We start from the raw sequence: 26,927 nt of genomic DNA, 5'->3' as shown, positions 1-26,927 counted from the left end.
GGAGGCTGCGGCTGCGAAGCGCGATGCATCCGCCTGCGCTGCGTCGCGCGACCCTCTGCAGATCTACGGATCTGCGATCGGATCACGCTTCTTGCTCAGGCGGCGACTCCCGCTTCTCGCTCGAATCCTCCCTGTGCAGAGGTTCTCTAGGCGAAGACTACGGTCTTGTGGCCGTGGGCGAGAATGCGGTCCTCGAGATGCCAGCGGACGGCGCGCGCCAGGGCCATGCGTTCGGCGTCGCGGCCTTTGCGGATCATGTCCCCGACGGTGTCACGGTGGGAACAGGATTCGACTTCCTGCGCGATGATCGGCCCCTCGTCGAGTTCGGGCGTCGCGTAGTGCGCCGTTGCGCCGATCAGCTTCACGCCCCGTTCGTAGGCCTGGTGGTAGGGCTTGGCGCCCATGAACGCCGGCAGCGTGCTGTGGTGGATGTTGATCACCCGGCGCGGGAACTCGTTGATGAAGGTGTCCGAGAGCACCTGCATATAACGGGCGAGTACCACGAGATCGATGTTCTCCCGCTTGAGCAGATCGATCTCTTTGAGTTCCTGGTCCTTTTTCGTCTGCTTTGCGATCGGAAAGACGTGGTACGGGACGCCAAACTGTTCCGCCACGTTCTCGAGGTCCGGGTGATTCGAGACGATCAGCGGAATCTCGCAGGGCAACTCGCCGAGTCGATGGCGCAGTAGCAGATCGTAGAGGCAGTGTTCGAATTTCGAAACGAAAATCGCCATGCGCTTGCTGCGATCCGAGAACGAGAGTTGCCAGGTCATCTCGTAGCGACCGCATTCGATGCGCAGGAGTTCTTCGAGCTGTTCGCGCGAAATATCGAGTCCGTCCAGATCAAAGCGGATGCGCTGAAAGAACCAGCCGTCGGCGGGGTCCGTGTGTTGCTGCGCCTGCAGGATGCTCGCGCCGTGGTCGTACAAGAGCGCCGATAGAGCAGCAACGAGTCCTTTGCGGTCGGGGCAGGAAACCGAAAGTGTCGCAGTCGCGCTCATCTGCCTGCTCCGATGTCCTGTGAAATTGCTATGCAAGCCTGACGTGCAGTGCGGCCGCTACGCGTCGAGCGCTGCAGTGCGAAGCGCAGTGCTCGCGCGTGCAGGTCTTCTCTCGGCACGTCGATCCCCAACTCCGCCGCATGATGGTCGACGATACGCAGGTAGGTTTCCTGGTCGAAGGCGAAGAACGGCAAGAGCAGGCCAAAGCGATCGGAGAGTGAGATCTTCTCTTCGGTGGCCTCTGCCGGATGGAGCTCACCCTCGGGTCCGTACTCACTCGCGAGATTCTCGGACATGTGCTCCGGTAGGAGATGTCGCCGATTCGAAGTCGCCATGAGTATGACGTTTGGCGGACGAGCTTCGAGACCACCATCGAGCACAGCCTTGAGTTGCTTGTACGAGGCATCGCCCTCCTCGAAGCTCAGGTCGTCGCAGAACAGCGCCATCTTCTCTTCGCGTTCCCGCAGCACGGCAAACAGATCGGGCAGTTCCATGAGATCGTCCCGTCGTACTTCGACCAGCCGCAGATCCTTGGGACCGAATTCCCCGAGCAGGCCGCGCGCGGCCGAAGACTTGCCGGTTCCCCGCTCGCCGTACAGGAGAACGTCGAGCGCAGGCTCACCGCGCACGAACGCTGCAGCATTGGCCCGGAGCCGTGCTACGGAACGCTCGACACCGATCAAACCGCCAAGCGGATAGACATCGGGATTGGCGATCGGCCGCAGGCGGCCCTGACGCCAGCGATAAGCCCACACATCGCCGGAGTCGGGTGCGATCGGCTCGGGCGCCCGTTGCTCGAGCAGACGTTCCGCCAACTCGAGCACTCGCTCCGCCTTCGGTCGCAGACTATTCCAGCTCTCGTCGCTCACGCGTCACAGCTTGAGCCGATTGCGCGTACCGGATCCGCGCGGGATCAGAAGCCCGACCATCATGCCGAAGACGATGATCAGCGCGCCGGTCGCCAGACTCTTCCAGGCACTGGACCAGGTGAGCTCGTTGACCTCGATCTCGAGCGAGGCGTTCTTCTCGCGCAACTCATCCATTTCCTGGAGGATGCTGGCCTGCTCCGCGAGCTTCTTCTCGAACTCCTCCGCTTGCGCGGTGATCTTGGTGAGCTTCGCCTGCACGACCGGCAAAGTGACGCTCGCGGGCGGATCGCCGGTCACGTAGCCCTTCGGCACCCAGCCTTCTTTGCCTCGAGGCGAGCGCACGCGCGTCCACTTCTCTTCCTCGCCGAGTTTCGCTACTTCGGCACCCGAGGTCAGAAGCTCGGTGATCTTGAACTCCAGGCCTGGACCCGCGCGCATATTCACGCGGATCTCGTCGCGAATGTAGGCAACCGCACCCACTTGGAACGGCCAAGTGAGACCGAGCCCGATCAGGGCTGCAATCGCGAGTGTGTGAGGAGTGCTGGGGTTGCGCACGGCGGACTCTCTAGCGCGTGGCCAACGCCCATTCCAGGGCTTGGCTTCGTTTGGAAAACTCGAGCCGACGAACGCGTTGAGTGCGCCTCGCTCGCTTGTGCATGATAGCCGTTCACGGGGACGCGGTCCGGCCTTTTCCCGCAACTGTTCGGTTGTGGTCAGAAGAAGAGGCGCGACCAGAACAAGGCCGCGCCAATCCCGACCCCGTCTGCAGCCAGGCATGCTGCAACCGTGTGCCGTGCAGCGCGCACTCGCACGCTCCCGAAGTACAGCGCGACCACGTAGAAGGTCGTCTCGGTGCTGCCGTTCATCACCGAGACCAGAAAGCCCACAAACGAGTCGGGACCGTGAATACTCATGGTCTCCGTCATGATCCCCATCGCCCCACTACCCGAGAGCGGACGGATCAGCGCCATTGGCAGGGCTTCTGCGGGAAAACCGATCAGCGAGGTCATCGGTGCAACCCAGGCGGTCAGGGTGTCGAGGCCACCGGATGCGCGAAACAGACCCACCGCGACGAGAATCGCGACCAGGAACGGAATGATCATGACCGCGATGTCGAAACCTTCCCGCGCGCCCGCGATGAAGGACTCGTACACTTTTACGCGTTTGCAGAAACCCAACAACACGATCGACGCCATCAAGAGCGGCAGGAGCCAGGCGTCGATCACCGTCTTGAAAGTATCGAGGAAGCTCAGGTCGGGCAGATTCCAGACGAAGCGGGCGAGGAAGAGCAGAAGTGCTGCGCCGATCGCCCCGCTGACCAGCGAGCGAATGGGGTCAAAGGGAACGCGCATCGAGGCGATCTCCTCGGCTTCATCCATTCCCTTGATGCCATCGGAGAGAGAAGCTTCCTGCTCGGGTTCGGGCTCTGTATTCGCGTAGTTCTCCATCGCGAACGCCTTGCGCTTCTCGAGCATCTTGGCCACGAGGACGGCCGTGATCGTCGAACAGATCGTGGCCAGGAGTGACGGAAAGAAGATGCCGCCGGCGTTGTTCGACTCCATGGACGCTCGGATCGCGATCACGCCCAGCGGAAGTACCGCCACGCCAGAGGTGTTCATCGCCAGAAACAGTGCCATGGAGTTGGTCGAGACTCCCTTGATCGGATTCAGGCGGTCGAGTTCCTGCATCGCCTTCAACCCGAAAGGCGTGGCCGCGTTGCCCAGGCCCAGCATATTGGCGGTGATGTTCATGATCATTGCGCTGAGAGCGGGATGACCGTCGGGTATCTCTGGGAACAGGCGGCGCATGACCGGTGCGAGAGCGCGCGCGAGCGACGCCATCAGTCCGGCATCGCGCAGGATGCGCATGAAGCCCAGCCACAGGGCCATCGCCCCGATCAATCCGATGGAGATGTTCACCGCGGCCTTGGCTGACTCCGGCCAGGCCTCGTTGAGCAGATGTGTATTGCCCTGCCAGGCCGCGAAGAGCACGGCGCCCGCGACGAGAAACACGAAGATCCCGTTCAACACGCTGACGGCTCCATCCGGGGGGGATGGGGTGATCTCGATTCGTTAGCGGGGGAACGCGTCGGGCAGACCCCCATCGACGGGAAGTACCGCTCCGGTCGTGGGTGTCTGCTGCGTCGCGAAGAATACGACAGCCTGTCCAACGTGCTCGGCCGTAACGCGCGCCTTGAGCAGGTTGCGATTGCGATAGAAGTCTTCGAGTTCGGAAGGTTCCAGCCCTCGCGCCGCGGCGCGACCCGGGCCCACGGTCTGCCAGAGACCGGACGGATTGTCGCCTTCGCCAAACACCGCATCGGCGTTGACCATATTGACGCGGATCTGCGCATCGGCGCCTTCGAGCGCCGCGACTCGTCCGAGTTGATGTCCGCCCGCCTTGCTCGCGCTGTACGCGCCGAACTCCGCACCCGGCGCAAACACGTTCTTGGTCGAGATCATCACGATATTGCCGCCGGTACCCTGGCGCTTGAGGTGCGCGATGGCTTCGCGCAAGGTGAGGAACGCGCCGTTCAGATTGACGCCGACCGCGCGTTCGAAGTCGCGGAGTTCCAGTTGATCGAGTGCGCCGACCTGAGCCACGCCCGCGTTGACCACCGCGATATCGACGCCGCCGAAGAGCTCCGTCGCGGCGCGGAACGCGTCACGCATATCGACCTCATCAGTGACGTCGGCCTGAACGGTCTCGAGTGCATCGGAGTCGAGCCGGGCTGCAACCGCCTCGAGCCCGTCGGCATTCAGATCCACGAGCACCACATTCGCCCCCGCATCGAGCAGCTTGCGCGCAATGCCCTCGCCGATGGCCCCAGCGCCGCCGGTCACCAGCGCCACCTGCCCGCCCAGGGGCAGCGTCTTGCGATTGCCCAGCTTCGCCTGTTCCAGACTCCAGTACTCCATGTCGAACAGATCGCCTTCGGACAGACCTTCGTAGTGGCCGATACTCGCCGCCCAGATGCGCGTGCGCACGGTGTGCTCGGCGATATCGGCAGCGATCCTGGCCGCTTTGCGAGTTTCCCCGATTGCGAAAAGCCCGAGGCCGGGCAGGATCACCACGCGAGGCGTGGAATCGAGTGGTCTGCGCTCGACGCCCTTGGCTGCGACGTTGCGCTCGAAGTACTCGCGGTATTCCTCGCGATAGGCGGCGATCTCCTGTACGAGGCGCTCGGCGAGTGCGTCGAGGTTCGCATAAGGAGGCCGGTCCACGAACAGATAGGCGCTCTTCGTTCGAATCACGTGATCGGGCGTGATCGGAGCCGCGGTGGCCAGATATGGAGCAATCTCGGAAGCCGCGAGGTGCAGGATTTCATCGGACGATCGGTGCTCGACCACCCAGCGCTTCCAGGGTTGATCGGGATTGCCACTGGGCTCCGCGAGTGCGCCGCGCAATACGTGCGCCACTTCGCCGACGTCGCGCATCGCCATGACCGGGCGCGCGTCGAGCATCCGACGACCCTCGATCTGCGTCCGAATCATGGCCTCGGCCAGTTCCACGAGTTCGACGTGGCGCTCGTAACTGGTGCGGGCGTCATCGCCAAACGTGAACAGACCGTGCTTCTCGAGCACCAGGCCCTCGATGTCGGGCTGCTTCTCGTAGATCTCCGCGGCGAGGATTGCGAGTTCGAAACCCGGCATCACGTAGGGAACCCAGGCGATGCGGTCCCCGTAGAGTGCGCGCACTCGCGTCTCGCCATCCGGCTGGTTCGTGAGCGCGAGGATTGCGTCGGCGTGAGTGTGATCGATGAAGCGATGCGGCAGAAATGCGTGGAGGAGCGTCTCGACGCTGGGATTCGGCGCGCTCGGATCGAGGAGATTCGCGCGCACCTGCGCGACCATGTCTTCATCGGAGAGTTCTTCGAGACGGCGAAGTTCCAGGAGAGGCGCGAGTTGTACGGCGGGCAGTCCCGCGGGCTCGATTTCGCCCAGATCCCAACCACTGCCCTTGATGTGCAGTACATCGATCTCGTCGCCAAACAGGTCGTGTGCGCGCGCCTTGACCGATGTATTGCCACCGCCGTGTAATACGAGATCCGGCTCGGCACCGATCAGACGAGAGGTGTAGGCGCGCAGCGCGACTAGCTTCCTCGCGGCAGAAAACCGGTCAACAAATTCATCGGCTTCGGTCTGGTTCCAGCGGCTCTCCATGACTACAACGTAGCAGGATCGACGCTCAGCTCACGTAGGCGATCCAGAAGCCCAACCCGCCGAGCGCCACCCAGCTCAGGCGACGAAAGCGCATCGGATCAATGCGACGGGCAAGTGCAATGCCCAGAAGTGAACCGACTAGAACAGGCACGACCGATAGCGCCGCTGCTCGCCAGACTTCCGACGGAAACATGCCCTGTGACCAGGCTCCGGGTATGCGAATCGATACCGTACACAGTAGAAGGACGTACAGCGTCGCCTTCAGCGATTCGGGCGAACCGGGATAGCGGTAGATGTGTGCGACCAGCGGGGGCCCGCCGGTGTTGAACAGGCCGTTGAGCAAACCCGACATGGCTCCCGCCGGTATGTCCCATTGCGGCGATTCGGCGGGTTTCGGACGCCACGGCGACAGATTCCAGCCCGCTATGGCCACGATCACCACGCCGAGCAGACGCTGCAACAGGCGCAGATCGAGCTGTTGGAACAGCCACAGTCCGGTGGCCACACCGAAAACCGTACCCATCAGGACCCGGCGGACCAGAGGCCAGCGAATGTGATCCCGCAGCGCCCATGCGCCACTCGAGGTCTGGACGAAACCCGCCAGATTGACCACGCCGGCCGCAAACCAGACGCCTACGGTGAGACTGAGGCCGCTCATGGCGATGATCCCGAAGCCAAAACCCAGAAATCCCTGTACGACAGCGGCGACGAAGAGAATCGAGGGCGTCAGGAGCGCTTCCACCGCCGTAGGATAGCTCGATATTGGCGCTTGCTCCGCCCATCGACGACCGATACCCTCGGTATAGGTATACCGGTGCATTCCGCCTCACGTGGGGCATCGGTCCGGAACTTCCGTCGATCGGGCGGGCGGAGTCCGGAGCGGGATCTGGGTCCCGCGCTGTCGAATACGCCGCGGAAGGAGGTGGTCAGAACGTGAATTTATCGAACACAGTGACAGAGGTGGTGACCATCTAGGTCCGCATGAATCCCAAAGGTGGGACAGCCTGGATGCCCAGGCACCACCGAACCCCGAGGCTCCGCTCCGTCACTGAGCGGGCGACCGCACCGACGGTTGCAGCACCCTCGGGGTTTTCTATTACCTGCATCCCGGACCAAAACGTCCGAAACTGTTTTCCGGCGGCGTTCTGCCAGTCGGAGTGTCTGCGCCCGGAAATCCCACCAGGTCGCGCCGTAAGAGCGCGGAGACGTGCCATCGCAGCGGCGGCCTGTTGAAATTTTCGAGCTGGAAATGGAAGGGGAATCCTTGGAGTTCGAGAGCCGATGCCGCACGCTCCTGGAGCGTCGTCGCACCGAAGCCTTCGGTGTGAGCTTCCATCTGGCATCCACCGAGCCGCAGATGCTGCTCTCGTCGTACGCGAGTGCACACCACGCGCTCGCGCTGTTCCATCTGGACCGCGACCTCGCGCTGAACGAACTGCGCGCGTTGTATGCCGCCTGCCAGCACGACGATGGCCGACTGGCACTGGAGCGCGCTTGCAGCGATGACGATCGCGAGGCGCGCATTGCCCAGTTGGGCCCGATCTACGATGACGAGCGCTCTGCCCTGGTCGGTCCACCGGTCGCCGCCTTCGTGGCCGCTCAGTTCGCCCTGCAGTGCGGCGAACAGGCACGCGACCTGCTCGAGTGCGCTACGCGACACCTCGACTCCATCTGGGGCGAGCGACTCCCGCCCGACACACCTCTGCCCGTCATCTTGCACCCCCTGGAGTCCGGCGCTCCGGGTAGTCCGTTGTTCGACTCGATGATCGAAGCGGAAGACCTCGAAGAGTGGCGCGATGAAGCGGTGAACCTCGTGCGATCGGCCATCGCGTGTCAGCTCGATCCCGAGCGCGCACTGCGCGCAGGTCATCCGTTCGTGGTCGAGGACCCGACCTTCTGCGGCTGGCTTCTGATCGCGCTCGAAGAGGCGTCACTGGCGTGGAAGAAGCTGGGAGATGGCGCGACCGAACAGAAGATGCGCATTCGCAGCGAGATGATCGCCAACGGAATTGCCAACCGACTGTGGTGGGATCAGGAAGAGATCTACAGCGGGTTCGATCGCCAGCGCGACACCGGTCTGCGTGTCGTTACCGCCGGTGGCCTGATTCCGATGGCCTCCAGGCTCCTGCAACAGGAGGGCAGCGCACGGCGCGCGATGGGGCGCTACCTGAGACCGAGCGCTTCGCCTCTCTGGGGCAAGCACGGCATCTCGTACAACCCGATCGCGAGCGACAGCGACGACGCCGATGCAGCCGCCAGCGAGATCCCGTGGCGCGGCAATGCGATTTCTCCGCTTTCTCACGGCTGGGCACACCTGGCGCTCTTGCGAGCCGATCGGACCAGCGACGCGCGCACCGCACGCGAACAGATCGAGGACCTGGCCCTCGCACAGGGCTTTCACGAGTTCTACGACGCACTGAGCGGAGACCCTCGTCTGAGTAACGGCAGCGACGGATTTACCGCCGCGGTGATCGGACTCGAGATGCGTTCGCGCGAGGAAGCGGAATAGCGAAAACTGATAGAATTCCCGCATGGGATTCTACGAACGACGCATCTTCCCGCACATCCTCGACGCCGCGATGCGGGGCATGAATGACCTGCGCGCCGAAACGCTGGCACTGGCTCGCGGCGACGTGCTGGAGATCGGCTTCGGAACGGGACTGAATCTGAAGTACTACCCCGATACGGTAGGATCATTGTCCGCACTCGACCCGATGGATGCGCTGGAAGAGGTGGTTGAAAAACGCATCGAGGCAGCGGGTTTTCCTGTAGAGCGCCACGCGCTTCCGGCCGATCGGCACCTACCCTACGATGACGCCCGTTTCGACACGGTCGCCGTTACCTGGACGCTGTGCACGATTCCCGACCCGGTCGCTGCGCTGCTGGAAATGCGACGCGTGCTGAAACCGGAAGGCCAGATGCTCTTTGTCGAGCACGGCCGCAGCGACGACGACGCCGTCGCGCGCTGGCAGGATCGCCTCAACCCGATCCAGAAGGTCATCGGCTGCGGCTGCAATCTGAACCGTGCCATCGACGCAGTGATCGAGAAATCGGGCTTTCGGCTGCAGCACCTGGAGCGCTTCGAGCGCGAAAAGACACCGCGAATCCTGGGATCCATGTACCGGGGTGTCGCCGGTCATTAGACGGGATCTCTCACCCGGTCGCCGCGGGATACCCGCTTGTAGGTGAGCTGTGCTCGCGGTATGATTGTTTCGATATGAGGAACATCGTTCCACTATATGAAACATCCCGAAAGTCGCTCCTGTGAGCGCACTGGGCACCGTCGAGAAGGCCCTCGACATCCTCCAGCATCTCCACAGCGCCGGTGCACCCCGGGGGGTGAGCGAGATCGGGCGGGCTCTGGATCTGCCCAAGGCGACCGCCCATCGCCTTCTTGCGGCGCTGGGACGACGCGGCATGGTCGAGCGCAGCGCGGACGGGCGCTATCGACCCGGCATCGCCCTGGTCGCGCTGGGGGTCGGCATCCTGGAACGGGAACCAGTCGTCAGCGCCGCCGAGCCGGTGATGGAAGAGCTGGCCGAAACACTGGAGCAGACCATCTTCCTGGCGGGCGCGCGCGGTTCGCGCCTGTACGTGTTGGCCAAGCGCGAGGGCAGCGGCTTCCTGCGCGCCGCACCGCGCGTTGGCGAACGCATTCCAGTGCACGCGACCGCGATCGGCAAGCTGTACATGGCGTTCGCTCCTGAACAGGTCACCGACCCCGGCGCCGCGGCCCAGCGTTTCACCGACGCGACTCTTTCGCCCACGGCGCTCGAACGCGAACTCGCGACGATTCGCGCCGAAGCCCTGGCCGAGAACCACGATGAGTGGATCGAAGGTCTCTCCGGTGTCGCAGCACCGATCCGTCTGCGCGAACGCATCGCGGGCGCGATCGCGGTCACGGGACCGAGCGCGCGCTTCGAACCAGCGCAGCGTGCACGAATCCGCGAGCAGATCTCACGCGCTGCACGGCAGATTGGCGAACGCCTCGCGGGTGGACCGGGTGAGAATGGAGGAAACGAACAATGAAGATCTGGATCGACGGTCGCATCGTCGGCCCCGAAGAGGCGCACATCCCCGTCACGGATCACGGGCTGCTCTACGGAGACGGTGTATTCGAGGGAATCCGCGTGTATGGGGGCAAGGTCTTTCGTCTGGATCGGCATCTAGCGCGTCTGCAGTTTTCCGCGAGTGCAATCGGACTCGCGATCCCCGGTGGAATCGATCGGGTGCGTGCAGTCGTACACGAAACGGCGGCGGCCTTTGGCAGCCACGAGTCCTACATCCGTCTATTGCTCACCCGCGGTGACGGTACGATCGGTGTCGACCCCACGCGTTGTCCGGAACCGCGACTGATCTGTATCTGCTGTGATGCAGAGCTATACGATCCCGAGCACCTGGCCCAGGGTCTGACACTGGTCACATCGAGTCTGCGCCGGCCTGCACTCGACGCACTCGACCCCCGGGTCAAGAGCTTGAACTACCTGAACAGCGTCATGGCCAAACGCGAGGCGAAACTTCGCGGCGCCGACGAAGGACTGCTCTTGAACGCCGCCGGGCTGGTGGCGGAAGCGACGGTCGCGAACATCTTCATCCATCGCAAAGGAGCCCTGCGCACACCGCCGACCTGCGACGGTGCGCTGGAAGGCATCACGCGCGAGACCGTGATCGAACTGGCCGGTGGACTGGGAATTCCCGCACATGAGCAGTCGCTGTCGCGCATGGACCTGCTGAGCGCAGACGAGATCTTCCTGACGGGCACGGGCGCCCGCATTGTACCCGTGCGCAGCTTCGACTCTCAGGACATCGGTACCGAGGTGCCGGGTCCGGTCACCAGCAAGCTCATGGCTGCGTTCGACGAACTCGTGGAAAGAATTTGAATTCGGCTCGGTTCAGTCTTTCGACCTGATCCACGGGAGCATCGAGTGGTGCTCGAGCTGTTCGTCACCATAGGCGTAGCGGGAACCAACGACGCAGGCCCGGCGAGCATCACACCCGCGTGTACAGGGGGGATGCGAGGTCTTGCTGCGCGTACACACCCACAGGTCGATACCGTTGGCGGAAATGGCGCCTCCGTGGCAGGCCGTTGCACACGGGGCCGGGCAGTCGACGCAGGGCTCGAAGTCGCTGTGGCCGGAATCTCCGGATCCAGAACGAGGAGTTTCCTCACTCAGGAAGAACACCGCGCGCATCGCCAGCCAGGGACCAAACTCGGGGTGGATCAAGAGACCCAGTCGGCCAGGCGTGCCAAAACCGGCGCGCGAACCGAGCTTCTGCAGCGGCAGGTACGCGCCATCCCGCTTCGCGGTGTAGGAAGCGATGTCGATCACCGCAGGAAAATCGCGGCGGATTTCGACGAAACTCCGCTGTGCAAAGCGATCGAGCGGATCTTCATCCAGTTCCGCTTCCGGCGAGACGCGAAAGCGCTCCCAGAAGCCTCGGCCAGCGTGACCGACGATCAATACCGAACAGATGTCTGGAGAGATCTCGGATGCCCGCCACGCGGGAGGCGCGATCGAGTCGTAGAGTTCGCGTGGCAGTGAGCCCGTGATATTGAAACCCCTGGCCGCAAGTTCGACTTCCAGGGGTCGCGACATCAAGCTCCGCTCTCGAAGCGATCTCCGGGTTTCAAACCGACACGCGCGATCCATTCCTGCGCTGCTTCCTTTTTCCCGTCCGCGCGCACACGGCCCACGCACAAGGTTCCACCCACGAGTGCGATCCGCATTCCAGACTCGCTCACGGACACGAGGCTGCCGGGCGAACCCGCTTCCTCCGCTATGAGCGACACATCGAACAGACGCACGATCTCGGCTTTTTGGCGCAAGAAGGCTCCCGGCTGGGGATCGCAAGCGCGCACGAGCCGATCAATCTCGATCGCCGGTCTTTTCAGGTCGATGGCCGCTACCTCGTCGTCGACCATCGGCTGCTCACTGGCCTGGCCCTCGTCCTGTTTCTGCGGCTCAGCCGTACCCGAATCGACCCGTCGTACCGCTTCGAGCGTGGCGGCCACACCGGCGGGGTGGAGCTTCTTGAAGAAGAGCGTGCCCGTAGTTTCATTCGGGTCGAGCGCAATCCCGCCGTGTTGCACGACGATCGGTCCCGTGTCCGCACCTTGATCGGGTACGAAAATCGAGACGCCGGTTTCTTCGACACCTTCGATGATCTGCCACTGCATGGCAGCACCGCCCCGGTACTTCGGCAACAAGGAGGGGTGGAAGCAGAGACTCTTGTGAACCGGTGCGTCCACGATCTCCGGCGGCAGAAAAACCTGCACGGAGGCGAGCACGTTCAACTGAGCATCGAGCTCGCGATACGCCTCGAGTGCGGCGGGTATGGCCGCTCCTGTCTTCTTGCGGTAGTAGCGCCGGCGAACCAGTGGAATGCCGAGTTCACTCGCACGCTCCGCCAGTGGGTCGGGCCGGCCAGCTTCGGGCGGAGCAAAAACACCAACCACTTCGTGACCCGCTTCTAGCAGTCCGCTGAGACAATCGAGACCAAACTGAGCCTGACCAAAGAGAGCGATTCGCAGTGTCATAAACGCAGACTACACCGGAAGACGGCTCTCGGTCTCGGCCAGAGATTGAGCTGGCGCTCCCGGCCTTATCTGGGTGCATGCGTCGATGGCATTCCACTCACCTTTTCTACGGCTTCTCACCGATACGACGGGAGTACACCCCACTCAATTAGGTGCCCCTTCCATGAATGGCTCCCAGGACGCTTCCGGATCGTACAAGCAGGAGTTGCACTTCCTGCTGCTCAGAGGATTCGAATCCGCGCTCAGCGTGCGAGAATTGCGCGTGCGCTCGGATGGCAGCCTGCACGAGATGGCTGAAGATGCAGCGTCCTTCGCCGAGAGCCTTTGCCCCGGCCAGATCAAGGTCCGCGTATCGGCACCGGGCGGACGCCGCCAGGGACGTAGCGTCGTAGAGGTTCTGGTTGCTGATCAGCCGTTCCTGGTCGACACGATCCGACTCGCCCTGGAGCGGCTCGGATTGCGCGAGAAACTGCTACTGCATCCCCTGCTCGCGGTCGAGCGAGATGAAGATGGAAGCATCGCGCGTTGCGGCCGAACTGACGTAACTCAGACACGCGAGTCTTTCGTATACGCAGAGCTTCCGCTGATCGACGATCAGGCACGTCGCGAAGTCCTGCGATCCGAACTCGAAGAGGTCATCTCCGAAGCGCGAAGCGTCGTCAGCGATCACCAGTCGATGCTGGAACGACTTCGCCACCACGTGACTGACATCCAGGCCATATCCGATCACGTAGAGGGGGGTGCTGAGCGGACCGCCAATATCGCCGCTTTCCTGGAATGGCTCGGTCGTGACAACTTCGTGTTCTTCGGCTACCGCAGCTATCACGCGCGCCGTCAACAGGACAGCTGGCAAGTTGAACTGGACGAAGACTCTGGCCTGGGCGTACTGCGCTCTGGCGAAGGATCTCGTTTCGCCAATGTGACGAGCGGTGACACACTGCCCGTCCTCGTGCGCACGCGATTGGCTGATCCGCGCTTCGTATTTTTGGACAAGGCGCGCACCGAGTCGCGTATTCACCGAAACGGCCGACTGGACAGCGTCAGCATCAAGATTTTCGACGATCAAGGCCAGGTGACCGGTTTCGCTCGATTCGTCGGCCTGTTGACGCATCTGGCGATTCGCACGCGTCCGTCACAGGTGCCACTGCTCGAACAGCGACGGCAACGCGTTCTCGAGAACATCGAAGCAGAGCCAGGTTCGCATACATACAAGGCGGCGACCGAGGCGTTCGATGCTCTTCCGATCGAGTTTCTTTTCCCCGCCGACATCGCTGACACTACGAGAGCAGTACGCCGGATCCTGAACTCCGCAGACCATCGACAGGTCGAGACACTGGTCGTTCCCGATCCACTGAACTCATCGTTTTTCGTTTCGGTCATCTTGCCGCGACCGCTCTACGATGAGCACCTGCGTATCGAACTCGAATCACTGATGACCGAGAGCTATGGCGCAGGTTTCGTCGACCATCGCTCCTCCTTTCTCGACGATGAAGTCGCGCTGATCCACTTCTTCTGCACCTGTCCAGAAGATGTCGACCTGGAATTGCTCGAGGGTTTAGAAGGCGAAGCCGCTTCTCGGGTCACGAGTTGGGAAGAGCGTTTCGAACAGGCCCTGTTCGAGATGCACGAAGCCAGCGAGAGCCGTCGTCTGATCCAGTCCTACTGCGAAGCTCTTCCTGAGGAGTACCGGGCAGCTACGCACCCGTCCGAGGCAGCGCGCGATATCGACTGTCTGGAACGCGTCAGCCACACTGGCGTTGCAGACCTGCGTATGGAGTGGCACGAGGCGGAGGGCGATTCCGAACGCTACCGGCTGAAGCTCTTCCAGAACGATCGGCCCTACCTGACCGATCTGCTGCCGGTACTCGATCACCTGGATCTGCGCGCGATCGATGCATCCCTTACGCCGATCCCCTGTGCGGACGGTTCGACTCGCTGGATCGTCACGTTTCGCCTCGAAGGCCTCGGCGTCGAAGAGGAAGATCGCCTGGACGCCGAGGCTCGGGTGCTCGACGGATTATGCACGGTCTTCCGCGGGCAGGTAGAAAACGACGCGCTCAATCGGCTGATACTCTCAGTGGGACTCGATTGGCAACTCATCGACATGCTGCGCGCGTACCTGGCCTTCGCAGCACAACTAGGCCTCGGTCCAACCAAGAAGTACGCGGCACAAGTACTGGCCCGTTACCCCAAAGCCACCCGCGCACTCGCAGAACTCTTCGTGACACGTTTCGATCCCTCGTTCGGCGACTCGCGAGATGCTGGGTTCCAGCACTGGGACGAGGAACTGGAGCGCGAACGAGGAGAAATCGGGACCGCAGCTGAAGATGGAGTCTTCTCGTTGCTATCGATGTTGGTGCATGCCACCGCGAGACACTCGTTCTACCAGGAGTGCGAAGCCGACCAGGTGCATGAGCTCGCCTTCAAGATCGACAGTTCACAGATCGATTCCATGCCGCGACCCCGACCGTTTGCGGAAATCTTCGTGCACTCCACGGAATTCTTCGGCGTACATCTGCGAGGCGGGCGAGTTGCCCGCGGCGGACTGCGCTGGAGCGACCGACTGCACGATGTGCGAACAGAGGTATTGGGTCTGATGAAGACTCAGATGGTCAAGAACGGCCTGATCGTACCCGTGGGCTCAAAAGGTGGTTTCGCGTTGCGGCGCAGCTTTGACGATCCGGCGGAGGCACGCGCACACGCCGATCGTCAGTACCGACGCTTCACGAGGCGGCTACTGCTCCTGACCGACAACATCGTTGCCGGCGAAGCGCGAGGGCCGGATAACGTGGTACGCCACGACGGCGACGATCCGTACCTCGTCGTGGCTGCCGACAAGGGCACTGCTCATCTTTCCGATGTGGCCAATGGCGTCGCCGAAGAGCTGGATTTCTGGCTAGGCGACGCCTTCGCCAGTGGAGGCAGCAGTGGCTATGACCACAAGGTGGAAGGCATCACTGCCTGGGGTGCATGGATCTGCGCTCAGCGTCATTTCCTGGAGATGGAGACGGACGTCGAGAAAGAAACCTTCACGGTGGCCGGCGTCGGTGACATGTCAGGGGACGTTTTTGGAAACGGTCTTCTATTCGCACGTCGCGGAAAGCTGCAGGCGGCGTTCAACCACATGCACATCTTCCTGGATCCCGACCCCGATCCAGAGACCTCCTGGGCGGAGCGCAAACGCCTGTTCGAACTACCGCGGTCGACATGGCAGGACTACGACTCTGGACTGATCAGCGCGGGTGGAGGAATCTACTCGCGCAACGCGCGCAGCATCGAGCTTTCGCCCGAAGTGCGTCAGGTGCTGGACGTGAGCGATGAGCACATGAGCGGAGATGAGCTGATCCGCGCCATCCTCAAGATGCCTGTCGATCTGCTCTGGAATGGTGGGATCGGAACTTATGTAAAGGCCTCCGCAGAGTCAGATGCCGACGTTGGAGATCGCGCGAATGAAAATGTGCGAATCAATGCCTGCGAACTGCGTGCGCGGGTCGTCGGCGAAGGTGGCAATCTCGGCTTCACTCAGTTGGCCCGGGTCGAGTACGCCTCGTGCGGTGGGCGTGTGAACACTGACGCGATCGACAATTCCGGTGGCGTCGACCTGTCGGACCACGAAGTCAATTTCAAGATCCTCGTAGCACGCAGCTGTGGAGAGGGTCGTATGAGTCTCGAAGAGCGCAACGAGATCCTATCGAGTTGCGTGAAAGACGCGGATCGCGTGGTGCTGGAGCACAGCCTCTGGCAAAGCCGTTGCCTATCGATGGACCAGGTGCGCAGCTGGCGAGACCCGGAGCGCATAGCCCTCGCGAGCGACTTCCTGGTCGAGAACGCCGATCTCGATCTGGCAATCGAGTTCCTGCCCGATCGCGACACAATGCGTACCCGCGCGACTCAGTCCCGCACACGAGCCGCCTATACACGACCCGAACTCGCGGTCTTGCTCGGTTACACGAAGATGCTCTCGAAGCGGGCGCTCGTGGCGTCGGAAGTACCCGATCGCGAAATCCTGACCAGAACCTTCTACGAGTATTTTCCCGGGAAATTGCGCGAACACATGGGTGAAGAAGTCGATGCGCACCCGTTGCGTCGGGAGATCACCGCTACCGTTTTGACCAATCGCGTGATCGATCGGGCCGGAGTCACCTTGATTCCCGAACTCGTGCGCAGTCTCAGTGTGGATCCAGCAGAGGTGATCGCGGCCTACCATCTGGCCGATACGATCCTGGGTGCCGAGCCTCTGCGCGAGCAGATCGAAGCGCTGCAACTGCCCGAAGGTCTGCGATTGCGCGCCTGGCTTCGGCTGGAGGAGGCGATGCGGCTCGCAACGACGGTCTGTCTCGGGCTCGAGCGACGCGACCTGCTCAAACAGGAGAATCTGCCGCAGTGGGTCGAGCACACCCGCGAGCTTCTGGGGCTGGTGCCCGATTGCCTCTCGACCAGCGATGCAACACTCCTGGAATCCAAGTCGGATTCGCTGGTTCAGCGCGGCCTGGAGGCTGGTCTCGCCCATTCGATCGAAGTCCTGCCAGGCGTGGTGCGCTGCTTCGAGGCCGTCTCGTTGGCGATGCAAAGCGGCGCTGACCTGCAGGAAACGGTACAACTCCACTCACACGTCGGGGAAATCACCCGGATCAGCTGGTTGCTCGAGCACCTGACCGGGATCGATCTGGGCGACGGCTGGACGCGCATGTGCGCCGAAGCCCTGTATCTGGAGATGCTGGAGACGCAGAGCGGGCTCACGGCCGGGCTGATCGACGGAGGCGAACCCGCGGCGTTTGAGCAGTCGATCCAGGGCCGCCTGCGACAGATCGAGGATGCGATCTCGCTGATCGAGGCCGAAGGCTGCGCCCTGGCTCCGCTGGTTGTCCTCTCGCAGCAGATTCGCCGCCTGTGCTAGCTTGCGCGGCGGAGAGATGCCGGAGTGGTTGAACGGGGCGGTCTCGAAAACCGTTGAGGGTTCACGCCCTCCGGGGGTTCGAATCCCCCTCTCTCCGCCAGGATCTCGGCGGAGGCGCCGTTATTAGCCGCTCAGGGCCTCGTACTTGGAGCGGATTGCCCTGAACAGGGTCTCGAAGCGCTCTCGACTGGCCTCGGGGACCACGGCCTCGGGGCTCTGTGACATGGCGCGCAGGAAGACCCGCGCGACCTTCTCGCGCGAGAATTCCAGCCCGTGCTCTTCGAGCGCGTTCTGATAGCGCCGCACGATGTACGGCTCGGAATCGTCGATGACCATCTCCCGGCCCCGGAGGTCGGCCTTGTAGGCGTTGCGCACAAGCTGGTCGTAGATGCCCGGCTCGAGCAGATCCTCGACTTCAGCGCTGAAGCCGGGAGTGTTGCTACCGGGGTCCCCGATGAAGATGACGTTATTGTCCGGGATCAGGCCCGCCGTAGTCGGGTCCTTCAATAGATCGGGGCAAGGATGCTCTGATCGCAGTACGAGCGCACCGCCCATTTTCGGCGACAGGAGCGCCATCATGTACAGAACCTCGGTCGTTCCCCCGGCGGGATAGATCGCGAGCTTGCTGGGCAGCCCCGTTCCACCGCGCTCGCGAATCAGGTTCGAGATTCCGCGCAGGTACCAAAGGTCCGAGACCTCCGCGACCACGAGACCGCAGCCGCCGTCCAGGAGCTTGGAGGAAACCTCCGCGCCCAGGGCGTGCATGACGGGAAAAACGGTCTTCTGATCACCGGACAGGTTATTGCTGACGGTCGTACCTCGATCCTCGCTGATGCTGACGGTCCGCACCTCGGCGAGATTGTCGGCTGGCACCATGAAGGGCGATTGGGTGGTTACGAGCACCTGGTTCTCGAAGTCATTCGCCAGATGATCGAGAAGATCGCGCTGTCCCAGCGGGTGCAGATGCATACCCGGTTCGTCGAGCAACATGATCCTATTGGTATTCACTCCCGTCTTCGAATCCGCTGCTGCGCACACGTAGAAAGAAAAGAACCAGCGGAAACCGCGACTGCGAGCACCGAGATTGATCTCCACGTCGTAAATGGAGTTCGGATCCGAAACCATTGTGTGGAAGTTGTCTCCGTCCAGATCGAAGCGGATTTTCAGCGCGCGATCCGACCAGAGTTCGCGCATCTTTCGGGTGATGACGCTTCCGGCCAGGCTCATCTGCTGGCGGCGCGCATTGGGATCGGCGGTCAGCAACTGATCGAGGCCGTGGGGATCGATCTCAGCGGCAATCAGCAGCTTTTCGAAGTACTCATCGCCGGGAAACGGAGTCTTGCTGGTCTGCCGGTCCATGAAAGCCGTGAGGTTCTGGTGTCCATTGATGTCTGGATACTCTTCCAGAAAGGAAAACGACGGCAGGTGTGAAAGGACCCACTCGCGCGCCACTTTGTCAGAGTCGCCACCATCGAGATCAGCGCTCGCTTCTTCGGACTGTGAGAACGTCTGCATAGCAGAGCCGCCGCTGAGCAGATCGTTGGTCACGCCTGCTGTGTGACCGTGCATCTTGCTCAGCAGTTCGTCCATGGTCGCCTCGGCAGCGACGGCGCTACCGGTTTCCGGAGCTGATTCCTCCCCGGGCATTCCGACTGGATTCATCGTCGATCCGGAATTGAAATCCGCTGTGGCCGCGACGGGCGCAGGAGATGCGGGCAGTGGTTCCGGCTCCTCGGACAGCCCCTCAAAATGCACCCAGGCATCCTGTTCGTACCCCCGCCCGACTTCCACCGTCTCGAGGTTGCGACCTCTGGGGAAGATTCGTGTGAGTTCTTCGCGTTCCGTATCGCTCAACGACCAGACGGTCCGAATCACGTCCATGCTGGGTTTGTATTGCGAGCGAGGTACGTCGGCCGGAAAGTCACAGATGAGCGAGAGAGGCTCGACGATGCTCGAAGCCTTCAACGTGCGCAGAGCCAGCAGAATATTGCTCTTGCCGCTTTCGTTGCGTCCGACCAGGATCGTGCGATGTCTTGTTTCGACCCAACCGCTGTCTTTGATGCTGCGGAAATTCGTAACGCGAAACTTCTCGAGCTTCATTCTGGACCCCTCACGTTGCTCTCGTGCGATTCCTCAAGGCGCTTCGGCCGTACGATCGCGCAAGTTGAGGGATTGCGTGAGATACGGCGGCAGCTGCGACACAGTCGCCAATGAGGAGATCGGCACCCGTCGAGCAATCTTGATCTACGTCCGCATACACACATCCCGAGTCATGAACGCACGTAGCCGCCAGCGTAGAATGGCCGGATGAGTCGACTGCGAATTCCGTACTCAGCTCGCCAGGCTGCGCTCCTGGCCACACTCGCCTGGGGAATGCTCGCATGTATCGGCCTTCGAGAACCGGACAGGGTCTTCGCGATCTCGTCTCAGCCGCGCGGCGGCTATCTGGAAGTCACATTCCAGACAGCCGATGGGCCGACTGGCTTCTACCTGCCTCCGACACGGATTTGTCGGGCGCTGTCAGAGGATCGGTCACCCGTCGCCTATTACCCGGGAAGTCCGTTGGGTCATCTGGAAGGTGCCGCGGGGCGTTGCACACCCGTCGGCAGCCTCTCGCTGGTTCGGCTGCGCGATGCTGGCCCCAGACCGCTCATCGATGACAGTCCGCTCGTGGCCTCCAGGCCAAACCCGCGACCGAACATCGCGTTTCACATCGTGCACCGCGATGCGGACGTGATCATGGCGCGCGGCCGCTTTCCACTGGCCCGACAACTGGGCTGGCTCGGACACGATCTGGTAGCAGTCGTTCCCGCAACCGATGTCTGCATACAGATGATGGCCAGCGGGCGAGCGACGATGGCGTTTCGCAAGTCCGGTTTGTCGGTGTTCCAGCTGAGTACGGGTTTGGGAGTGTGTCCAATCCTCGGCCTGGCCCAGCCCCTGCATCCGCATGACCTTCGCTGAGCTGGGCCGGCTTCACTCGCGATAGAAGTGCTGCAGGACTCCGAAGACTGGCTTGCGCCCTCCGCGGTCCGAGATCGTCCGTTGTTCCATCGGGAAACGGGTATGATGCGAATCCAGACTGCGGTGGACCCGGCACCCCGAAAGTCATTTTCCGGAATTGGAAATCCCAGATCTCCCGAGTAGAGGCATCGACATGAAGAGTTTTGAAGGCCGCGTCGCGGTCGTAACTGGTGGCGCGAGTGGAATCGGCAAGGGCATTGCGAACCAGTTGGCTGCACAGGGCATGAAGCTCGTGCTGGCCGACGTCGAGCGCGCTCCTCTGGATGAAGCAGTCGCCGATTTCACTGCGAAGGGATTTGAAGCGATCGGCGTCGAGTGCGATGTGTCGAAGCCCGAATCAGTCGAAGCGCTGGCCGGGCGGACCCTCGATGCCTACGGGGCCGTACACGTCTTGTGCAATAACGCGGGTGTCGCAGGTTCAGGCGGAAGCACAAGCTGGGAGCAGCCACTGGGCGAGTGGGAATGGGTCATGGGCGTGAACCTCTGGGGAGTCGTTCACGGTGTACGCAGTTTCCTGCCGCTCATGATCGAACAAGGCGACGAAGGACACGTGGTCAACACGGCTTCGATCGCGGGTCTCGTACAGGGATCCGGTATCTACGGCGTTACCAAGCACGCGGTCGTCGCGCTGTCGGAAAGCCTGTTCAACGAGCTGGGGAATCGCGACTCGAAGATCAAGGTATCGGTTCTGTGTCCCGGCTGGGTGAATACGCGCATCCTCGAGTCGGAGCGCAACCGTCCCGAAGCACCTCGCCCGGCCCCGAGTGAGGAGACTGAACAGCTTGCGCTGATGCGCAAGATCGTCGAGGGCATGCTCGCCAAGGGACTGGATCCCATTGAAGTCGGATCCATCGTGGTGGATGCGATTCGCAACGAGAGCTTCTACGTCCAGACCCATCCACACTGGATGAATATGATCGAGAGCCGTATGCAGAACATCGTCGAAGGCAAGGACCCGATCGGGGTACCACCGCCGGGCATGGAAGACCTGAAACTTCCGACCAGCGACTGACCTGCCGCGGGAAAACCCATTCCCGAAAACTAGAAGAGTGCGATCGGGTTGACGGGCGATGCAGTGCCGCGTTCGAGTACCAGAGGTGCGATGGTCAGCTGGAATTCTATGCGCTCTTCCTCTCGACAGACCCGAGCCAGATCGTCGAGCTGCAGATTGTCGATCAGATGCAGTCCCAGGATCGGAATCGCGATAGAGTGGATCGGCAGGCGAACTTCCGGGACACGCGATGGGATTACGTCGGTTACTCCGTCGCAGCCAAGGGCCGCGTCGACTCGTTTGCTTCGGGTGATCAGATTCAGCATTCCCAGCTGATCCTTCTCACCCCAGCGGCCCCAGTTCGACAAGGTCTTGTGGAATCTCGTGAGTTCCTGACGGCTCAGTGGAGGCGGAAGTTCGGCCATCGAGCAAGCATACCGCGAGGCTGGCGAGTCTGGAACACGAGCCGCTGACGCGAACCGGATTTCGTCGAAATTGAAATCCTCGCTCGTCGGGAATATGGTTGACGAGTTCATTGCGTCCATTCACCCAATCACCCATTCGAGGCCCCCATGTCCCCCAGGATCGAGTTCTTCTTCGACTATGGAAGTCCGTACAGCTATCTGGCGGACACCCAACTGGCCGACCTGTGCGAACGCACGGGTGCCGCGATCAAATACCGGCCCATGCTTCTGGGTGGCGTGTTCAAGGCCACGGGGAACCAGTCTCCAGCCATGGAAACGGTGCAGAATAAGCTCCGCTACTTCGGTGCAGAGACCCGACGCTGGGTGGAACACTACGGGGTGCCGTTCAACAGCAATCCGAATTTTCCGATCAACACGCTTCTGGCCATGCGCACGTGTGTGGCAGCTCAACACGAAGGCGTGTTCCAGGAGTTCCACGGGGCCGTCTACCCCGCTTTCTGGGTCGACGGTCAGAACATGGGCGATCCCGAAGTCATCGCCGGTGTACTCGATCGGGCCGGGCTCGATGCCAAGCGACTGCTCGAGCGTTCGAGCGAGGCCGAGATCAAGAACGAGTTGCGCAGCAATACCGAAGAAGCGGTGGAACGCGGCGCGTTCGGCGCCCCGACGTTCTTCGTCGGCGATGAAATGTTCTTCGGCGCAGATCGACTCATGTTCGTGGAAAAGGCCGCCCGGAAACAAGGCTGATGGCCGATCAGAAGGCAGCAGTGATCCTGGGAGCGGGTGATGGTCTGGGCGGTGCGATCTCGCGACGCTTCGCGCGAGAGGGCTTTCACGTGTGCGCTGTCCGGCGCAAGGCGGACCAGCTGAGTGAACTGGTCCGCGAGATCGAATCTGCGGGTGGGCGCGTCACTCCTCTGGGCGTCGACGCGCGAAAAGAAGACGAGGTCGTCGGGCTTTTCGAACGCGTCGAGAACGAGATCGGCCCGATCGAAATCGCCGTACATAACATCGGTGCGAACGTGAATATTCCGATTCGCGAGATGACCACCCGCAAGTATTACAAGATCTGGGAGATGGCCTGTTTCTCGGGATTCCTGCTGGGCCGCGAGGCCGCTCGGTGCATGACGCCCCGCGGGAAGGGAACGATCCTATTCACGGGCGCGACTGCAAGTCTGCGTGGGCGAACGGGGCTTGCGGGATTCGCAGGTGCCAAGCACGCGCTTCGCGCGCTCGCTCAGAGCATGGCCCGAGAACTCGGACCCGAAGGCATCCACGTGGCACATACGATCATCGACGGACCAATCGACATGCCCTGGATCCGAGAGAATTTCCCGCAACTCGCGGAGTCTCGACCCGATGATGGCCTGCTTCGACCCGATGACATCGCGGAGAACTACTGGATGCTGCACAAACAACCGCGCAGCGCCTGGACTCATGAACTCGACCTGCGCCCCTGGGTCGAGCCCTGGTAGGGTGAAACCCGGCAACGGGACCACGTGAAGGAAATCAGATGAAGATCGGGATCGGAATCGGCAGTGCGGACTCTGGAAGGACGGATCCCACTGCAGTGATTGATTTTGCAGTCGAAGCCGAGCGAATCGGAGTCGACGTGGCCTGGTCGGCCGAGGCCTGGGGCGAAGACGCAGTCACCTCCCTGAGTTTTCTGGCTGCGCGTACGGAACGCATACAGTTGGGTACCGGGATCATGCAGATCAGCGCGCGCGTGCCTTCCATGACTGCGATGACTGCGCTGACCCTGTCGCGGCTCTCGGGCGGGCGTTTCATCCTGGGGCTGGGCGCCAGCGGTCCTCAGGTCGTCGAAGGCCTTCAGGGCCAGTCTTTCGCACGACCTTTGACGAGGATGCGCGAGACCGTTGAAATCGTGCGCAAAGCATTCGCGGGTGAAAAGCTCGAATACCACGGGCGCGAATTTCAGCTCCCACGACCCGGCGGCGAGGGCAAGGCGCTGCGCCTGAGCCAGCCCGCAAACCCCGACATCCCCATCTATCTGGCGACGCTGGGTCCGAAGGCGTTGGAGTACACAGGCGCGGCGGCTGACGGCTGGCTCGGTACGTCTTTCATTCCGGAAGAGGCGGAAGCCCATCTGTCGTATCTGCGCGCAGGAGCCAAGAAGGCCGGGCGCGAGCTTTCCGATCTGGTAATCGGCGTTGGCGCGCCGGTGGAGTTCGGTGATCTGGGAGCATTGATCGAGAAGGGAAAGCCGGGAGTCGCGTTTTCACTGGGTGCGATGGGTTCCGCCAAGACCAACTTCTACAACGAGGCCTATCGCCGAGGCGGCTTCGAAGATGCGGCGATCGAGGTCCAGAAACTCTGGAAGGCCGGCAAGCGCCAGGAAGCCATCCAGCGTGTCCCGGACGAACTGGTACTCAAGACCAGTTTGATCGGCGACGAGAAGCGCATCCGCGAGCGGATCCGCATGTACCGGGATGTCGGTGTCGGTCAGATGATGCTGCACGCGCGCGGAGATTCTGCGCACGAGCGACTCGACACGCTCGGACGAGCGATTGAAATCGTGCGAGAGGAATGTCCCTGAGCAATCTCCTCGACGCTGACTTCGTTTCCAGAATCATCGAGGTGTTCTGGACGCTTCTGCCACTGATCATCACTTCGAGCCTGGTCTTGGTGATTCTGGCCCTGACGAACTACCTCCTTTTCAGGCGCGAGACTTCACTCGAAGCGACGAGTCGCATAACGAAGCAGTTGTTGATGGTCGCGCTGACTGCAACTGGGGCGATCGCCGTGGTACTGAGCCTGCCTGTAGGTGAGACGATGCGCGGACAGCTGCTGAGCCTCCTGGGAATCGTGTTATCGGCGGCCATCGCACTCTCATCGACGACCTTGATCGGAAACGCAATGGCAGGCCTCATGCTGCGGGCCGTGGGCAACTTCCGACCGGGCGACTTCGTTGAGGTGGCCGATCGACTCGGTCGTGTTACGGAACGCGGATTGCTACATATCGAACTGCAGACCGAGGATCGCGATCTGGTCACGTTGCCCAATCTCTTTCTGGTTTCGAACCCGATGAAGGTCGTTCGTTCTTCGGGCACGATCATCTCCGCAACACTTTCGCTGGGCTATGACATCCCCCACGATCGGGTCGAGGAGCGGCTGATCGAAGCAGCGCACGCCGCCGAGCTTCAAGACCCCTATGTGCAACTACTGGAACTCGGGGATTTCTCGATCTCTTATCGCGTGTGCGGATTTCTCTCCGAGGTCAAGCAATTGTTGAGCGCGCGCACTCGTTTGCGAACGGCAATCCTCGACTCCCTGCACGCAGATGGCATCGAGATCGTATCCCCGGCCTTCGTCAACCAGCGCCTCCTCGATCGCAACCAGCAGGTGATCGCAGAACCGGATGAGACGGCACCCCTCAAATCGAGGACGGCGAAGCCGGCGCCGGAGGAAATCGTTTTCGACAAAGCGGAAGCGGCCGCCGCACAAAACGATCTGCTCGAAGAGCGTCAGGAACTGAAGCGCAAGTGTGCAGAGTTGGACGTGGAACTCGAGGCCGCACCCGAGGGTCCAGAGCGCGGGGCAATCAAGTCACGACGCGACACTGCGCGAGACCGGATCGAGGCGATCGAGAAAGCCCTCGCCGAAAGCGATCCGAAACTGGACGAACGCGCGCGAGATCAGTCTTCCGTGCCGTAGAAACGCTTGGCTACGGTCTCGAGCGTCAGTCCCTGGACGAGTACCGAGAACGTGACCAGTATGTAGGTCGCCACGACGAGGAAGGGACGCGCCTCGCTTTCAGGAAGCGATAGCGCAAGCGCGACCGAGATCCCACCGCGCAGACCACCCCAGGTCAACATCGCAGTCGCGTGCGGACTGAAGGTACGCGAGCGCGACAATACCAGAACCGGAATTCGCACACTGAGCCAGCGCGCGAGCAGCATCAGAGGAATACACAGCAGTCCCAAGGTGAGTCGAGTGGGCTCAAAGCTCATGATGAGCACTTCGAATCCCACCCACATGAACAGCAAAGCGTTCAGGAGTTCGTCGATCAGTTCCCAGAAGTCGTCCAGTCGTTCTCGGGTCCGATCCGACATCGCAAACGATCGCCCGTGGTTGCCAATGAGCAGGCCCGCGACCACCATCGCGAGAGGACCCGATGTGTGCAAAGCGTGCGCGAGTGCGTAGCCGCCCGTCACCACGGCGAGTGTGATGAGGATCTCGATCTGATAGTCGTCGATGCTGCGGAGCATCAGATAGGCGACCCAGCCAATGACAAGGCCGAACAGAACCCCGCCGATCGCCTCTTGCAGAAGGAGCCTCACGACTTCGCCTGAACTGATCGTTTCTCCACTGTCGGCGCCTGTGGCCGCAGCTAGAAGGACCAGGAAAAGCACGACGGCAAACCCGTCATTGAAAAGTGACTCGCCCGCGATCTTGACCTCGAGCGTCTTGGGCACGTGCACGCGTTTGAGTGCGGCCAGCACCGCGATCGGGTCCGTTGGAGAAACCAGACTGCCAAAGAGCAACCAGTACATGAAGGGGATGTCGATCCCGAGCCAGCCGCCGATGCTACTGGCGCCGATTCCGATGATCAGAGTCGAGGTCACCACGCCAATTGTGGCCAGGGTTCCGATCACGCGACCCTGGGTAGCGAGTTCGTTCAGGTTCACATGCAACGAACCCGCAAATAGCAATGCTCCGAGCATTCCGTGCATGAGCGCCTGGTCCAGAGGCATCGCCTTCAGAATCGCCCGCGCCTCGTTTTCGATTCCGAAACCCATGCGACCCAGCGCGATCAGCACTAACGAAAAGACCAGGGCAATCAGCATCAAGCCGATCGCCGTCGGCAACCCGATGAAACGGAAATTGACCCAACTGAACAATGCGGCGAGGGTGGTCAGTGCACCGAGAATTTCGAAGAGATCCATGCCTTGTATCTTGCGGTTTTCAGGACTAAGCTGCGACCCGTTGCTGGCGGAGGAATCTCACGATTCCCCATTTATCGGAGAAGCGGAGTGATAGACCACATCCTCTAGACCT

General features: G+C 61.8%; 22 protein-coding genes and 1 tRNA gene. 12 read left to right on the top strand and 11 right to left on the bottom strand.

Annotated elements, in window-relative coordinates; genetic code table 11:
- Nucleotides 1-146: 146 nt before the first annotated feature.
- The 6 genes from purU to GY725_04685 all read right to left on the bottom strand — a co-directional run bounded on the left by purU (nucleotide 147) and on the right by GY725_04685 (nucleotide 6,853).
- Nucleotides 147-1,001: a formyltetrahydrofolate deformylase gene (purU, locus tag GY725_04710; protein MCP4003477.1), complete on the bottom strand. Its 855-nt coding sequence runs from the start codon at nucleotides 999-1,001 to the stop codon at nucleotides 147-149.
- Nucleotides 998-1,870, bottom strand: coding sequence for an ATP-binding protein (locus GY725_04705; protein ID MCP4003476.1), 873 nt, complete (start codon nucleotides 1,868-1,870; stop codon nucleotides 998-1,000). The genes purU and GY725_04705 overlap by 4 nt, the downstream gene beginning before the upstream one ends.
- Before the next feature lie 3 nt (nucleotides 1,871-1,873).
- Nucleotides 1,874-2,425: a TIGR04211 family SH3 domain-containing protein gene (locus GY725_04700; GenBank protein MCP4003475.1), complete on the bottom strand. Its 552-nt coding sequence runs from the start codon at nucleotides 2,423-2,425 to the stop codon at nucleotides 1,874-1,876.
- 158 nt (nucleotides 2,426-2,583) lie between these two features.
- On the bottom strand, nucleotides 2,584-3,933 hold the full coding sequence (locus GY725_04695) for a spore maturation protein (GenBank protein MCP4003474.1): 1,350 nt from the start codon (nucleotides 3,931-3,933) through the stop codon (nucleotides 2,584-2,586).
- 9 nt (nucleotides 3,934-3,942) lie between these two features.
- Entirely contained in the window at nucleotides 3,943-6,033 is a 2,091-nt protein-coding gene (locus GY725_04690) for a bifunctional aldolase/short-chain dehydrogenase (GenBank protein ID MCP4003473.1), read from the bottom strand.
- Nucleotides 6,034-6,058: 25 nt separating this feature from the next.
- Nucleotides 6,059-6,853, bottom strand: coding sequence for a sulfite exporter TauE/SafE family protein (locus GY725_04685; protein ID MCP4003472.1), 795 nt, complete (start codon nucleotides 6,851-6,853; stop codon nucleotides 6,059-6,061).
- A 429-nt stretch (nucleotides 6,854-7,282) separates the two neighbouring features.
- Between GY725_04685 and GY725_04680 the strand changes: the two genes are divergently transcribed.
- The 4 genes from GY725_04680 (at nucleotide 7,283) to ilvE (ending at nucleotide 10,913) form a co-directional block, all read left to right on the top strand.
- Complete coding sequence (locus tag GY725_04680; protein ID MCP4003471.1) at nucleotides 7,283-8,542, top strand: hypothetical protein; 1,260 nt, start codon at nucleotides 7,283-7,285, stop codon at nucleotides 8,540-8,542.
- Between the two features lie 22 nt (nucleotides 8,543-8,564).
- On the top strand, nucleotides 8,565-9,176 hold the full coding sequence (locus tag GY725_04675; protein MCP4003470.1) for a class I SAM-dependent methyltransferase: 612 nt from the start codon (nucleotides 8,565-8,567) through the stop codon (nucleotides 9,174-9,176).
- 121 nt (nucleotides 9,177-9,297) lie between these two features.
- The gene (locus GY725_04670; protein MCP4003469.1) at nucleotides 9,298-10,062 is read left to right on the top strand and encodes an IclR family transcriptional regulator; all 765 of its coding nucleotides are present in this window, start codon (nucleotides 9,298-9,300) and stop codon (nucleotides 10,060-10,062) included.
- The gene (ilvE, locus tag GY725_04665; GenBank protein MCP4003468.1) at nucleotides 10,059-10,913 is read left to right on the top strand and encodes a branched-chain-amino-acid transaminase; all 855 of its coding nucleotides are present in this window, start codon (nucleotides 10,059-10,061) and stop codon (nucleotides 10,911-10,913) included. The genes GY725_04670 and ilvE overlap by 4 nt, the downstream gene beginning before the upstream one ends.
- Before the next feature lie 12 nt (nucleotides 10,914-10,925).
- Here ilvE and GY725_04660 read toward each other — a convergent pair whose 3' ends face one another.
- Both GY725_04660 and GY725_04655 read right to left on the bottom strand, forming a co-directional pair.
- Nucleotides 10,926-11,630, bottom strand: coding sequence for a hypothetical protein (locus GY725_04660; GenBank protein ID MCP4003467.1), 705 nt, complete (start codon nucleotides 11,628-11,630; stop codon nucleotides 10,926-10,928).
- On the bottom strand, nucleotides 11,630-12,571 hold the full coding sequence (locus GY725_04655; protein ID MCP4003466.1) for a hypothetical protein: 942 nt from the start codon (nucleotides 12,569-12,571) through the stop codon (nucleotides 11,630-11,632). Before GY725_04655 ends, GY725_04660 begins: the two co-directional genes overlap by 1 nt.
- A gap of 163 nt (nucleotides 12,572-12,734) precedes the next feature.
- Between GY725_04655 and GY725_04650 the strand changes: the two genes are divergently transcribed.
- Together GY725_04650 and GY725_04645 are read left to right on the top strand one after the other, a co-directional pair.
- Complete coding sequence (locus GY725_04650) at nucleotides 12,735-17,468, top strand: NAD-glutamate dehydrogenase (GenBank protein MCP4003465.1); 4,734 nt, start codon at nucleotides 12,735-12,737, stop codon at nucleotides 17,466-17,468.
- 10 nt (nucleotides 17,469-17,478) lie between these two features.
- Nucleotides 17,479-17,568: transfer RNA gene (locus GY725_04645), tRNA-Ser, on the top strand.
- A gap of 23 nt (nucleotides 17,569-17,591) precedes the next feature.
- Here the strand turns inward: GY725_04645 and GY725_04640 are convergent.
- Nucleotides 17,592-19,568, bottom strand: a complete 1,977-nt coding sequence (locus GY725_04640; protein MCP4003464.1) for an ATP-binding protein — start codon at nucleotides 19,566-19,568, stop codon at nucleotides 17,592-17,594.
- A gap of 207 nt (nucleotides 19,569-19,775) precedes the next feature.
- Between GY725_04640 and GY725_04635 the strand changes: the two genes are divergently transcribed.
- Both GY725_04635 and GY725_04630 read left to right on the top strand, forming a co-directional pair.
- Entirely contained in the window at nucleotides 19,776-20,432 is a 657-nt protein-coding gene (locus tag GY725_04635; protein MCP4003463.1) for a hypothetical protein, read from the top strand.
- A 193-nt stretch (nucleotides 20,433-20,625) separates the two neighbouring features.
- Nucleotides 20,626-21,504 (top strand): SDR family NAD(P)-dependent oxidoreductase, encoded by an 879-nt coding sequence (locus GY725_04630; GenBank protein ID MCP4003462.1) that lies wholly within the window; start codon nucleotides 20,626-20,628, stop codon nucleotides 21,502-21,504.
- A 29-nt stretch (nucleotides 21,505-21,533) separates the two neighbouring features.
- Here the strand turns inward: GY725_04630 and GY725_04625 are convergent, their stop codons facing one another.
- Nucleotides 21,534-21,908, bottom strand: a complete 375-nt coding sequence (locus tag GY725_04625) for a hypothetical protein (GenBank protein ID MCP4003461.1) — start codon at nucleotides 21,906-21,908, stop codon at nucleotides 21,534-21,536.
- 147 nt (nucleotides 21,909-22,055) lie between these two features.
- On the opposite strand from GY725_04625, the gene GY725_04620 reads away from it, so the two are divergent.
- From GY725_04620 to GY725_04605, 4 genes are read left to right on the top strand one after another with little or no spacing between them, the layout of a single operon-like run.
- A complete protein-coding gene (locus GY725_04620; protein ID MCP4003460.1) occupies nucleotides 22,056-22,655 on the top strand; it encodes a 2-hydroxychromene-2-carboxylate isomerase in 600 nt (199 codons plus the stop codon).
- Nucleotides 22,655-23,383: an SDR family oxidoreductase gene (locus GY725_04615; protein MCP4003459.1), complete on the top strand. Its 729-nt coding sequence runs from the start codon at nucleotides 22,655-22,657 to the stop codon at nucleotides 23,381-23,383. The genes GY725_04620 and GY725_04615 overlap by 1 nt, the downstream gene beginning before the upstream one ends.
- 38 nt (nucleotides 23,384-23,421) lie before the next feature.
- Nucleotides 23,422-24,465, top strand: coding sequence for an LLM class flavin-dependent oxidoreductase (locus GY725_04610; protein MCP4003458.1), 1,044 nt, complete (start codon nucleotides 23,422-23,424; stop codon nucleotides 24,463-24,465).
- On the top strand, nucleotides 24,456-25,583 hold the full coding sequence (locus GY725_04605) for a mechanosensitive ion channel (protein MCP4003457.1): 1,128 nt from the start codon (nucleotides 24,456-24,458) through the stop codon (nucleotides 25,581-25,583). Before GY725_04610 ends, GY725_04605 begins: the two co-directional genes overlap by 10 nt.
- On the opposite strand, the gene GY725_04600 is transcribed toward GY725_04605, so the two are convergent.
- The gene (locus GY725_04600) at nucleotides 25,565-26,815 is read right to left on the bottom strand and encodes a sodium:proton antiporter (GenBank protein ID MCP4003456.1); all 1,251 of its coding nucleotides are present in this window, start codon (nucleotides 26,813-26,815) and stop codon (nucleotides 25,565-25,567) included. The two genes, GY725_04605 and GY725_04600, sit on opposite strands and share 19 nt — an antisense overlap.
- Nucleotides 26,816-26,927: the final 112 nt, after the last annotated feature.

Source organism: bacterium (genome assembly GCA_024226335.1).
Classification (GTDB): domain Bacteria; phylum Myxococcota_A; class UBA9160; order SZUA-336; family SZUA-336; genus JAAELY01.
Note: the sequence above shows the minus strand (reverse complement) of the source record. Positions and strands in the feature narration are given on the sequence as shown.